The organism is Arthrobacter sp. TS-15, assembly GCF_006964045.1.
GTDB lineage: Bacteria > Actinomycetota > Actinomycetes > Actinomycetales > Micrococcaceae > Arthrobacter.
This window is the reverse complement of record NZ_SDXQ01000028.1, coordinates 125,367-136,320: the sequence shown is the minus strand read 5'-3', so window position 1 is coordinate 136,320 and position 10,954 is coordinate 125,367. Positions and strand designations below refer to the sequence as shown.

Genomic DNA, 10,954 nt, shown 5'->3' with positions numbered 1-10,954 from the left:
AACCCGCCCCACGGAAGCCCTCCCCAAGCCGAGCCTCAAGCCAATCCCGCTCACCCCGCCGTTGGAGCCCAGCTTCGCAGTACAGCACACTGACGACGACGAACCCCGCCAGGCGCGGATAGGAACTGTGGTGTGGGGGTTGATTGTGATCGCCCTCGCGGCCTTGATCGTCATCTCTACGCTCGGATGGGTCACTCTGAACGGCACGTACGTGCTGATCGGTTTGATGATCGGTGCCGGTGCGGCACTGGTGGTCGGTGGGCTCCTGGCAGCCCGCAAGGGTTCCGGCACACCGAAGAGTCCGGCCAAGTGACCGCACGCAGCAACGTGACAAAGCAACCACAACAGGGAAGGCTGTAGCCATGGACAAGTTCTTCAGCATCGTCAGGGGCTTCGGCCTGAAGCGTGGACCGCAACGATGGCTGGGTGGCGTCTGCGGAGGAATCGCAGCCAAGCTCCGGGTAGACGTCGCGTACGTTCGGGTGGCTTTCCTGCTTTTCTGCCTGCTGCCCGGGCCGGCATTCGTGGTCTACATCCTGGGCTGGCTCCTCCTGCCGGACCAGAACAACAAGATCGCGCTCGAATCCTTCATCAGCCAACGTTCCCGGTAGTTTTCGTTTACAGCGGCCGAAGAACACGAAACGCCCTGCCGGCCGGCGGGGCGTTTCGCTGTTTTCGGCCAGGTTTCCAATACCGCACGGCCAGGGTCAAAAGTAACCGTTTGTGTCCCACCCCACATGCGCGTCTACAATCATGGGGAGCTCAGCGTGGCGCTCTGCACGTATTCCTCCAAGCCATGAGTGAGCAAACATGAAAATTGGCATTCTTACCAGCGGTGGCGATTGCCCCGGCCTCAACGCAGTGATCCGCGGAGCAGTCCTCAAGGGCATCGCAATCCACGGCCAGGAGTTTGTTGGCTTCCGCGACGGCTGGCGTGGTGTGGTTGAAGGTGATGTCATCGACATCCCCCGCACCATGGTCCGCGGTATTGCCAAGCAGGGCGGCACCATTCTGGGCACCTCCCGCACCAACCCGTTCGAAAACGGTGGAGGCCCCGACGTCATCAAAGCCCACATGGAACGCCTGGGCATTGACGCGATCATCGCCATCGGCGGCGAGGGCACCCTGGCAGCTGCCAAGCGGCTTACCGACGCCGGCCTGAAGATCGTCGGAGTCCCCAAGACCGTGGACAACGACCTCGATGCCACCGACTACACGTTCGGATTCGATACCGCCGTCCAGATTGCCACTGAGGCCATCGACCGGCTCCGCACCACCGGCGAATCCCACCACCGTTGCATGATTGCCGAAGTGATGGGACGCCACGTCGGCTGGATCGCACTGCACGCCGGTATGGCTGCCGGCGCACACGCCATCCTGATCCCCGAGCAGAAGGCCAGCATCGAGCAGATCACCGAATGGGTCCAGGAAGCCCACGACCGTGGCCGTGCGCCGCTGGTGGTGGTTGCTGAGGGCTTCGTCCCTGATCACATGGAGTCCCCGCACTCCGAGCGCGGCCTGGACACGTTCGGCCGTCCCCGCCTGGGCGGCATCGCTGACCAGTTGGCACCGGAGATCGAGGCCCGCACCGGCATCGAAACCCGGGCCACGATCCTCGGCCACATCCAGCGTGGTGGCGTTCCTACCGCCTACGACCGCGTTCTGGCGACGCGCCTGGGCATGGCCGCCATCGACTCCGTGGTGGAAGGCCGCTGGGGCACCATGGTGGCTCTGAAGGGCACAGACATTTCCCATGTGGGCTTCGAGGAAGCCTTGGGCAAGCTCAAGACCGTGCCACAACACCGCTACGACGAAGCGTCTGTGCTGTTCGGCTAGTCGGCTAGGCTGAATCCATGACCTTAGAGCCCACGTCCGCTGCCATCATCCAGCTGGCGTGGGCTCGTCGTTTGGGGCTCGACGACGACGCTTTCGCCACCGCAGCTGCCCGGCTCACCACTTCCGCGGCGGACCCAGGCGACCTTGGCAACCGCATTACCCGTGTGGATGACGCAGCGCGGTCGCTGGTTTTCCTTCGCCTGTTTGGCGTCTCGGCGCTAGTGGGACCGCAGTGGGCCCTTGATGCAGCGGCAGCCATCCCCGATACCGAACTGGCCCAGCACGTAACGCTGTTGACCATCACTCGCTCGCACGGCGGACACGGGCTTGGATCCTCCGCATTGTTCTTTGCAGACGATCTCCCGCTTCAGCAACCATCCGAAGAACTGACGGTTTCGCAAGGCAACCCCGAGGCCATCAGCCTTGAGGGCTTGTGTCCCCCGGATGACGTCAACGAGGTTGGCCTTCAAGGGCTCGAACATCGCTTCACCATCATGCATCCCGAGGAAGATCAGCCCACGCCGGTGGCCTGCGGTGCCTATTCCGAGTGGGAGGGCATTCTGGCCAATATGGGCGTGCTGGTTGCACCTCCCTGGCGGCGGCGAGGCTTGGGCACCCTGGCCGCTTCCATCGCTGCACATGAAGCACTTGCCTCCGGCCTGACCCTCCAGTGGAAGGCCGATGTCAGTAACACCGGTGCGCTGGCGATGGCCCGCAGCCTGGGATTTGCCACGGGCGGGCTCCACGCCAGCGTCATCCTCGGCTGACACAGAACTGAACTGGCCCGGCTTTGAACCCGGAAGGGATTGATCCTGCCCTACAACAGCTCAGGACCACCCCAAAAGTGGGCTGGTCCTGCGCTGTTGTCCGGAAAATGTCAGCGCTACTTGCCCACTGTTTCCTGAACGGCCGGTACCTCGGGGGCCTTTCCGCCCCAGCCTTGCACCGACTTGGGCTTGCCAAAGAACAGTGCCATCACCGCTCCCAGAAGAATCGCACAGGCGGGCAACAGGATGGACTGGCTCATCGCCGTCGAGAATCCCGCGTGCAGCGCCTCCGGCAACACTCCGGTCATGGAGGCTTCACCCGCAGGAGCTCCGGCTGGAGCCGCAGGCAGTTCTGCCGCGAGCCGAGACTGAATGAGGGCAGCAATGGCAGCCGAACCCAACACAGCACCGATCTGGCGTGTGGTGTTGAAAACGCCGGAACCGGCCCCTGCCTGGCGTGGTTCCAGGTTGCGGGTGGTCGCGTTGGACACCGGACCCCAGATGAAGGCGTTGGCAACGCCCTGCAATGCGCTGGGCAGCAGGAACATCCAGATAGGAGTGTCCGGGCCCAGCAGGGACGCGGTCCAGAACAATGCTCCGGAAAGGCAGACGAGGCCGAAGGATGCGAACCAGCGCGGGTTTGCGCGGTCTATGAGCTTGCCGACGAACGGAGCGAGCGCACCCGAAATAACAGCCATGGGAATCATCAGCAAGGCAGACTGCGTTGGCGTCAGGCCCCGCACCGTTTGGTAGTAGAAAATGGTGGGCAGCGGGAAGGCTGTCACCGTGAAGCCCACGGCCATGATGGTGCTGTTTCCCAGGGAGAAATTGCGGTCTTTGAACAGGCCAAGCGGCAGCAGTGGTTCCCCTCCACGGCGTTCAAGAAGCCACTGCCAGGCGACAAACAGAACCAGGACTACAAGTCCGGTAATGATCAAACCCCACACCGAAACGAACCCGGTAACCGTTCCCCACTTGTAGGTTTGGCCCTCTTGGATGCCAAACACCAGCAAGAACATACCGACGGCGGACAGCACCACGCCCACGACGTCGAACGTGTGGGTGTGAGTGCTCAGTTTCGGCACGAAACGCGTGACAAGGATAAAGGCCACGATGCCGATGGGGACGTTGACGAAGAAGATCCACTCCCAGCCAAGGCTGTCCACCAGCAGACCACCAAGGATGGGGCCGATCAGTACTGCCATTCCTGCCGTAGCTCCCCACAGCCCCATGGCTGCGCCGCGGCGGTCGGGCGGGAAGATTCGCGTAATCACGGCCATGGTCTGAGGCGTCATCATGGCGGCACCGAAGCCTTGGACGGCGCGCGCAGCGATCAACATGGTGATGTCGCCGGAGAGCCCGCACCAGAGGGAAGCGAGGGTAAAGACCACCAGGCCGATCAGGTAAAGGTTCTTGGGGCCGAACCGATCACCCAGCCTGCCCGTGATCAACAGGGGCACGGCATAGGCCAGCAAGTAGGCGCTGGTGACCCAAATGACGGCGTTGATATCCGTGTTAAGGCCCTCCATGATCCGCGGGTTCGCGACCGACACAATGGTGGTGTCGATGAGGATCATGAAGAAACCCACCACGAGTGACCACAGCGCGGGCCACGGCTTAGCTACGTTTTCCAAGGGATTCCTTTGGTTTGCTTATAAGTTCGGTTGGAGCCGGTTGGGGTTCATCCCAGGGCAGGCGCCCGTTGCCCAACTCCTCAAGGAGGCCGCGGATCCACGCGATCTCCGTTCGGCGCATTGCCTGTTGGTACGTGATGTCGATCCAGTATTTACGGGCCAGTCCCTTGCCCGTCACGGTGGCTTCGGCGTGGACGAGGAAGTCGAGATCGGCATTCAGTGCAACAACCCGCTCCTCCAACAGCCCCATCACCACCTCCGCGGGAAGGTGGTGGGCCTCGGCGATTGCGTGAGGGAAGACGGGGTATTCATTCACAGGGGTGGACAGCATGGCCTGCAGACGGGCATCGAGGGCAACATGTCCGGCTGAAGTGATCCGGTAGGTGGTCCGTTCCGGGCGGTTCCCTTCGCGTTCGGTTCCCGTAGCCTCGATGAGCCGGCTTTCCTCGAGCCGGCCCATGGCGTGATACAGGGTCCCGGGGCGCACTTTTACAAGGCGGTCCTCATGACGGGCCATCAGCAACTGGTACATCTCGTAAGGATGCATGGGCCCCTCCGCCAAAAGGGCCAGCGCGGCTACCCCCAGTGGGGTCAAAGCAGCGGCCTTGGGCATAACAACCCCTTTCCGGATCAAATACGCCGCAACAACTATTCCACGTGGAGTATAGGGATGCAAAGGAGCCCGGAAACACAGAAAGCCCAGCCGCCAGGCGGCTGGGCTTTCCAAGCACTAGTTGCGTTAGTCCAGCAGGGCCTGAATCTCTGACCTGGCGAACATTGTGGCGGCATCGCGCGCGGAGGGAGTTCCGGCGTCGGGATCTGCTCCAGCATCCAGCAGCACCCGGGCGACGCCGGTGTATCCCTTGAAGACCGCCCCGGCCAGCGGAGTCTGTCCGCGATCGTTGGCGGCATTGACGTCGGCACCGTGATGGAGGATGAGCTGTACGGCTTCCTCGTGCCCGTGATACGCGGCCAGCATCAGGAGGGAGTCGCCGGCGGCGTTGGTCAGGGTGGCAGGAGCGCCGGCGTTCAAGTAGCCTCGCAGCAGTTCGGTGTCCCCTTCGCGGGCAGCATCGAACAGGGCGTGGGCCAGGGCCAACGTTTCGTCGTCGGGGCCTGTAGCTTGGCTCATCTGTGGGGTCCCTTCAGGAATCCGGTCTGGCGCCCGACAACCTGGCCGGCGTCGGGGGCGACGATCACTTCCTGGGCTGCGATGTAAGGTTCTTCACCGTCCATCACCGTCAGGGTTTCCTCCGCCGATACGGACCGCTTGATCACGGCCAAAGCAACGGGTCCCATTTCAAAGTGCTGCGCCACCGATGTCAGAGTACCCACCTTGCGCTCCCCGACAAATACAACACTGCCAACGGCTGGCAGTGTGTGCTGTGAGCCATCAAGCTGCAGGAACACGAGGCGCCGCGGCGGGTGGCCCAGGTTGTGGACACGAGCAATGGTTTCCTGGCCCTTGTAGCAGCCCTTGTTCAGGTGTACTGAGGTCCTCAAAAGGTCCAGTTCGTGGGGAATCGTCTTCTCGTCTGTCTCGGCACCGAGGCGGGGCCGCCAAGCAGCAATCCGCAGGGCATCCGCTGCCATGGCGCCTGCCAACGGAAGGCCCTCCACGGATTGCTCCAGTTGGGCCGCCGGGACAAGGTACTCGAACCAGGGGCGCTCGAGCCCGGGATGCGATTCCTCGGGAACGATGCTGTAGGCGTAGCCGCCGGGGCTTACGTGCGGCCAGGGATCCTCCCACACCAAGCGCCCGGTCAGTTGCTCCTGCGGTTTGGTGGCACCCACCACGGCCCACTGCTCAGAGACGTCCTCAATGTCGACGCGGAGCATGAACTTCATCCTGTTCAGCCATTCAGCCAATGGCCCTGCCTCTGCAGTCTCCACGATCAGCCATGTGGTGGTGCCATCGTCAATGACGCGGGCATCGAACTCGATGCGACCCTGAACGCTGAGCAGCAACAGTTCACTGGCAACGCCGGGCTGAAGGTTGGTGACCTGTTGGGACGAGAGCGTGTTGAGCCAGCTGAGCCGGTCCGGGCCAGTCACGGTTACCACGCCACGGTGCGAAAGATCTACGACGGCGGTACCGGTTGCCAGGGCGCGCTGCTCACGCAGCGGTTCGCCATAGTGAGCGGCGACGCCGGCGTCCAGGCCGGTGTCCTCGACGGCGCCGGGGCGCGACAACAGAGGGCTCTTGTAAGTCATATGTAGTAGAAGTCCTTGCGACTCAGCGGTATTCCGGTATCAGCGGTATTCCGGGTTTTCGAAATCAAATCGGGTGCCCGCTTTCCATTCCTCCGGCAAGTTGCCGTAGGCCGGAATGCCCCCGGCATCGCGCAGGAGCTTGGCCATGTGGAGGAGGTTCCACGTCATGAAGGTGGTGTTCCTGTTAGTAAAATCACTCTCCGGCCCACCCGATCCTTCGTCCAGATAGCTGGGACCCGGACCAACAGGACCGATCCACCCGGCGTCGGCCTGGGGAGGAATGGTGAAGCCGATGTGCTGCAGGCTGTACAGCACATTCATGGAACAGTGCTTGATGCCGTCCTCGTTACCAGTGATCAGGCAACCGCCCACCTTGGGGTAGAACGCCCATTGGCCCTTGCTGGTCAACTCGCCCGAATGGGCGTATAACCGCTCGATCAGCTTCTTGGTTTGGGACGAGTTGTCGCCCAGCCAGATAGGCCCGGCGACCACGACAATATCGGCGTCGCGGACGTCGCCGTAGATCTCCGGCCACTCATCGGTCTTCCATCCGTGCTCGCGCATATCCGGATACACACCGCTGGCGATGTCGTGGTCCACTGTCCGGAAGAGCCGGGTTGTGACGCCCTGCTTCTCCATGATGTCCCGGCTGATTTTGATCAGGCCATCAGTGTTGCTGAGCTGCGGCGAAGGTTTCAGGGTGCCATTGAAGAAGACGGCCTTAAGGCCCTCATAACCTTCCGGCTTGAGGTGGGTGTTCACTTTCTGCTCCTTCTGCTGGCTGCTTGCTTGCTGCGTGCTGGAACGTACGGTGAGGCCTCGGGTCAGGAAACCTTGTTGAGGAATGCCGAGGCGTGCGCTTCAAGGGCCTTGCCGCTGGCAGCGACGTCCCAGCGCCACAGGAGGTTGCCATCAACCAAGCCAAAGATCCGTGTTGCCGCTGTGTACTCCTTGGAGTGGCTTCCGCGCATCACCATGTCGGTGCTCAGCTGGATCTGGGGTCCCTTGATTTGGCCGTAGTAGAGCTCAGTGATTCCGCCAGGGTGGGAGATCGATACGGAGATGTCGAAACCGCCCTCCTTGTTGCGCCGCTCCTCGACTTCGTCGGCAGTCTTGAGAACGGGGACGATGTCGGCCGGGATCAGGCCCGGGCCTCCGTCGCCTTCTTCAAGCTTCCGCTCCAAAGCCCAGAACCCCGTCTCAACAGTCAACGGGCGCAACTTTTCGCCGGCGTCATCACTGAGCCAGGTCTCGGCCCTGTACTGCAGGTACGGGAGCCCGTTGTGCGTGAATGACACATGCTGGACGAAATGTTCGGAGTCCTCGTCTCCGCTGCCGAGCCGGCCGCGGCCTTCCCACTCACCAATGAGCCAGGAAAGGGGGACGAGTTCAGGCGTCAGATCTGTGGGGATCTCAATAGGCACAACGATTACCTCTGTTGGGCTGCAGGATCAGAAGGGTTACTTCTGGCCCTTGAAAAGGCGGTAGACGACAAAACCCGCAAACCATGCCATGGCGACGCTGGCCAGGCCAAGGAGAACGAGGAAGAAGATTTCAAATGCGAGTACAGACATGATGCAATCCTAACCGTTAGTAGATGAGTAGTTTGTCTATGAAGTAAGCCAAGGCCCCCACAGCCCAAACGGGCGCCACGCCCATTCCGATCGCCGCCGGGATATTGAGTCGCCCCCGCCGAAGGGTGGTCATTCGGCGGAAACACACCAGAACGGATCCCACCACCACGCCCACCAGGGCTGCGGGAAGTACGGCGATATCCGAGAAGACCAGACCTGCCAGCGGTCCCATGAGTCCGGCCATCACCACACCGAGCGGAGCCACAATGCGATCCGGCCAGCGAATGATTCCCACAATGAGGGCAACTGCCGCGCTGAGGCCCGCCACCAGGACCATCTCCTTGACGCCGTTGAATCGCGCGCTGGCGATCCACCCCGCGCCCAGGCAGTTCAGCAACACACCGGCGGAGCAGCCAAGAGTGGACTCCAGGCGTTGGGCCTGCCCTGTCCCCCTGATGAGCTGGACCACGAACACCGCCATCACACCCAGCGCCACGAACGCCGGGGTACCGTCCAGGAATCCCGGCGCCGGCATGTAGGCAGCGGCTACGGCCGATCCTGCACCGGCAAGCCCAATAACGGCGGCCAACGTCTTCTTGGCGGGAACAGCAAGGAAATGCGGCCAGCCTATCCCCACCGCCGCGGACGCCGCGATGCCTGCACCCACCATGGCTTCCCGGGAAACGAAGGTGCTGGCCACGATGGCTACGAGCGCCACGAGTCCGAATACCCCGATGCTCCAAGACTTCACTGTGTGCCGACCTCAATCCGATGTGCCTTACGACCTCCCGACAATCCTGCCTTAAGCCGGCCCAATATGTCGTAATTCCAGTGCTTGCCCGTCACGAATCCATGTGTCGCAAGGCACTGATGGGTATACTCAGACTTCAACAGCGCACTGTGTTTGCCGCAATCCCGTTACAACGGTAGAGGCTGCGCATGTGTTGTGACCGACCGGTGAGAAGCCGGTTTCGACGCCCGATGATGCGCGTACAGCCCATTGGAGGAACTATGTCGCACATCCTGCTCCTAACGAACAGCACCGGCTCATCGGTGGACATTTTGCCTGCCTTGGAGTTGCTGAACCACCGTGTGCACATCCTCCCGGCAGAACCCACGGCCCTCCTGGAGACCGACCCCACGGACATCGTCTTCCTGGATGCCCGCAAAGATCTAGTGGGCGCCCGCTCGCTCACCCAGTTGTTGAAGGCGACCGGCCTCAGCGCACCGCTCATGCTGATCCTCACGGAAGGTGGCATGGCTGCTGTCTCGTCCGCGTGGGCCGTAGATGACATCGTGCTGGACTCGGCCGGACCCGCAGAAGTCGAGGCGCGTATTCGGCTCGCCATGGCGCGTGCCGTGCCCGGCGAAGAGGAAGCCCAGACCGAAATCCGGGCAGCCGGCGTCGTGATTGACGAGGCGAGCTACACCGCCCGTGTCAGCGGCCAGCCCCTCAACCTGACGTTCAAGGAGTTCGAACTCCTGAAGTACCTCGCCCAGCACCCGGGCAGGGTGTTCACCCGTCAGCAGCTGCTGACGGAAGTCTGGGGCTACGACTATTACGGCGGCACCCGGACCGTGGACGTCCACATCCGGCGGCTTCGCGCCAAGCTGGGCGTGGATCACGAGAACCTGATCAGCACTGTCCGCAACGTTGGCTACCGGCTGACCCTTGTCCGTCTCACGGACGAAGAGTTGTCCGAAGCCTGAAGTTTGTTCCGAGCGACCACTGGATTAGACAAGAAAAAGGCCAGGATCCACAAGGATCCTGGCCTTTTACTTAGCTACTTGGTGGAGGACATACGGGTCGAACGTATCGAGGCCACCCCACTGGTGGATCCCCCCTGCGCTGACTCACGGATAAACCGCGAGGCGAACGAGATAACGAGACTACCTCCCATTTCCGAGGACATCAAATCACGCAGCTTGCACTGGACGTATAGCCTTGCATCATGAGTCACGCGCACCCGGAAAACTGGCCCGTACTGATTATTGCCGGCGCCTTGGACAGTGAGCTCCTCAGGGACGTCACGGCCCTGGCCGCCGCTGCCGGGGAGTCGGACGGGAATCCCCCGTTCTCCGAGCAGACGTTGGTCATGCTGCGCGGCGCAGACGCCGGGGATCACTCTGTCCTGTCTTTGGTCCTATATGCCCCTGACGAAGACTCAGATCCTGCCACCGCTGATGACCTGGCGGGCGTCGCGGTGGTCGTCGAAAGTGATGACGGGAGCGGCGTGCTGGAGTTGGCCGTCCACCCCAGCTACCGCAATCAGGGCGTGGCAGGAAAGCTGCTGAGTGCCCTGCAGGGCAAACGGAGCCTCAAGGGTTTAAGTGCGTGGTCGCACGGCAACCACGAAGCCGCCGCCGAGCTCGCCACGAGCTTCGGCTACGGTCCGGTTCGCGAATTGTGGAAGATGCGGCTGATGTCCTCAACCTCCGCACTGCCCGACGCCGGACTTCCGGACGGGATTTCGATCCGCACCTTCGTGCCGGGCCAGGATGAGCAGCCTTGGCTGGAAGCCAACAGGGCCGCTTTCTCCCACCACCCAGAGCAGGGTTCCATGACACTGGCGGACCTTGAGGCTCGCAAGGCTGAAGATTGGTTCGATCCCGAAGGTTTCCTGTTGGCCGTCAATGGTGAAGGCGAGCTGTTGGGATTCCACTGGACCAAGGTGCACCCCCGGCAGGGTCCGCACCCGGCCATCGGCGAGGTCTACGTGGTGGGGGTGACTCCTGCGGCGCAGGGTTTGGGTCTGGGCAAGGCCCTTACCGTTGCGGGCATCAAGCATCTCCAGGACCAAGGCCTGCATGCTGTGATGCTGTACGTGGACGCCGACAACGAGGCAGCAGTAGCTCTATATCAGAAACTCGGCTTTGTTCGTTGGGACACCGATGTGATGTATGGGCCTTTAACCAAAAATTAACCTGA

The 10,954-nt window shown here is 62.1% G+C and carries 13 protein-coding genes; 6 read left to right on the top strand and 7 right to left on the bottom strand.

Annotated elements, in window-relative coordinates; all coding sequences use genetic code 11:
- From EU811_RS10225 to EU811_RS10210, 4 genes are all read left to right on the top strand, one after another.
- A partial coding sequence (locus EU811_RS10225) for a hypothetical protein (RefSeq protein WP_342211718.1) occupies positions 1-313 on the top strand: 313 nt, incomplete at its 5' end.
- A gap of 49 nt (positions 314-362) precedes the next feature.
- Positions 363-611 carry a PspC domain-containing protein gene (locus EU811_RS10220; RefSeq protein WP_142938347.1) on the top strand — a complete coding sequence of 83 codons (249 nt, stop codon included), beginning with the start codon at positions 363-365 and terminating at the stop codon, positions 609-611.
- A gap of 199 nt (positions 612-810) precedes the next feature.
- The gene (locus EU811_RS10215; protein ID WP_018776708.1) at positions 811-1,836 is read left to right on the top strand and encodes a 6-phosphofructokinase; all 1,026 of its coding nucleotides are present in this window, start codon (positions 811-813) and stop codon (positions 1,834-1,836) included.
- Between the two features lie 17 nt (positions 1,837-1,853).
- Positions 1,854-2,603 (top strand): GNAT family N-acetyltransferase, encoded by a 750-nt coding sequence (locus EU811_RS10210; protein ID WP_142938346.1) that lies wholly within the window; start codon positions 1,854-1,856, stop codon positions 2,601-2,603.
- 116 nt (positions 2,604-2,719) lie between these two features.
- Here EU811_RS10210 and EU811_RS10205 read toward each other — a convergent pair whose 3' ends face one another.
- The 7 genes from EU811_RS10205 to EU811_RS10175 form a co-directional block, all read right to left on the bottom strand.
- Positions 2,720-4,237, bottom strand: coding sequence for a DHA2 family efflux MFS transporter permease subunit (locus EU811_RS10205; RefSeq protein ID WP_142938345.1), 1,518 nt, complete (start codon positions 4,235-4,237; stop codon positions 2,720-2,722).
- Entirely contained in the window at positions 4,221-4,850 is a 630-nt protein-coding gene (locus EU811_RS10200; RefSeq protein ID WP_142938344.1) for a PadR family transcriptional regulator, read from the bottom strand. Before EU811_RS10200 ends, EU811_RS10205 begins: the two co-directional genes overlap by 17 nt.
- A 126-nt stretch (positions 4,851-4,976) precedes the next feature.
- Positions 4,977-5,369: an ankyrin repeat domain-containing protein gene (locus EU811_RS10195; RefSeq protein ID WP_142938343.1), complete on the bottom strand. Its 393-nt coding sequence runs from the start codon at positions 5,367-5,369 to the stop codon at positions 4,977-4,979.
- Positions 5,366-6,451, bottom strand: coding sequence for a CAF17-like 4Fe-4S cluster assembly/insertion protein YgfZ (gene ygfZ / locus EU811_RS10190; RefSeq protein WP_142938342.1), 1,086 nt, complete (start codon positions 6,449-6,451; stop codon positions 5,366-5,368). Before ygfZ ends, EU811_RS10195 begins: the two co-directional genes overlap by 4 nt.
- Positions 6,452-6,490: 39 nt before the next feature.
- On the bottom strand, positions 6,491-7,213 hold the full coding sequence (locus tag EU811_RS10185) for a flavodoxin family protein (protein ID WP_142938341.1): 723 nt from the start codon (positions 7,211-7,213) through the stop codon (positions 6,491-6,493).
- Positions 7,214-7,275: 62 nt separating this feature from the next.
- Positions 7,276-7,875, bottom strand: a complete 600-nt coding sequence (locus EU811_RS10180; protein ID WP_142938340.1) for an FABP family protein — start codon at positions 7,873-7,875, stop codon at positions 7,276-7,278.
- A 166-nt stretch (positions 7,876-8,041) separates the two neighbouring features.
- A complete protein-coding gene (locus EU811_RS10175; protein WP_142938339.1) occupies positions 8,042-8,776 on the bottom strand; it encodes a permease in 735 nt (244 codons plus the stop codon).
- 260 nt (positions 8,777-9,036) lie between these two features.
- Here EU811_RS10175 and EU811_RS10170 point away from each other — a divergent pair, with 260 nt between their 5' ends.
- Positions 9,037-9,735, top strand: coding sequence for a winged helix-turn-helix transcriptional regulator (locus EU811_RS10170; RefSeq protein ID WP_142938338.1), 699 nt, complete (start codon positions 9,037-9,039; stop codon positions 9,733-9,735).
- Between the two features lie 242 nt (positions 9,736-9,977).
- Positions 9,978-10,949, top strand: coding sequence for a mycothiol synthase (gene mshD / locus EU811_RS10165; protein WP_142938337.1), 972 nt, complete (start codon positions 9,978-9,980; stop codon positions 10,947-10,949).
- Positions 10,950-10,954 lie beyond the last annotated feature (5 nt).

Bases quoted from the DNA above. Each gene is read 5' to 3' on its own strand.
- ygfZ (WP_142938342.1), bottom strand. From the start codon at position 6,451: ATGACTTACAAGAGCCCTCTGTTGTCGCGCCCCGGCGCCGTCGAGGAC.
- EU811_RS10170 (WP_142938338.1), top strand. From the start codon at position 9,037: ATGTCGCACATCCTGCTCCTAACGAACAGCACCGGCTCATCGGTGGAC.
- EU811_RS10220 (WP_142938347.1), top strand. From the start codon at position 363: ATGGACAAGTTCTTCAGCATCGTCAGGGGCTTCGGCCTGAAGCGTGGA.
- mshD (WP_142938337.1), top strand. From the start codon at position 9,978: ATGAGTCACGCGCACCCGGAAAACTGGCCCGTACTGATTATTGCCGGC.
- EU811_RS10215 (WP_018776708.1), top strand. From the start codon at position 811: ATGAAAATTGGCATTCTTACCAGCGGTGGCGATTGCCCCGGCCTCAAC.
- EU811_RS10195 (WP_142938343.1), bottom strand. From the start codon at position 5,369: ATGAGCCAAGCTACAGGCCCCGACGACGAAACGTTGGCCCTGGCCCAC.
- EU811_RS10210 (WP_142938346.1), top strand. From the start codon at position 1,854: ATGACCTTAGAGCCCACGTCCGCTGCCATCATCCAGCTGGCGTGGGCT.
- EU811_RS10200 (WP_142938344.1), bottom strand. From the start codon at position 4,850: ATGCCCAAGGCCGCTGCTTTGACCCCACTGGGGGTAGCCGCGCTGGCC.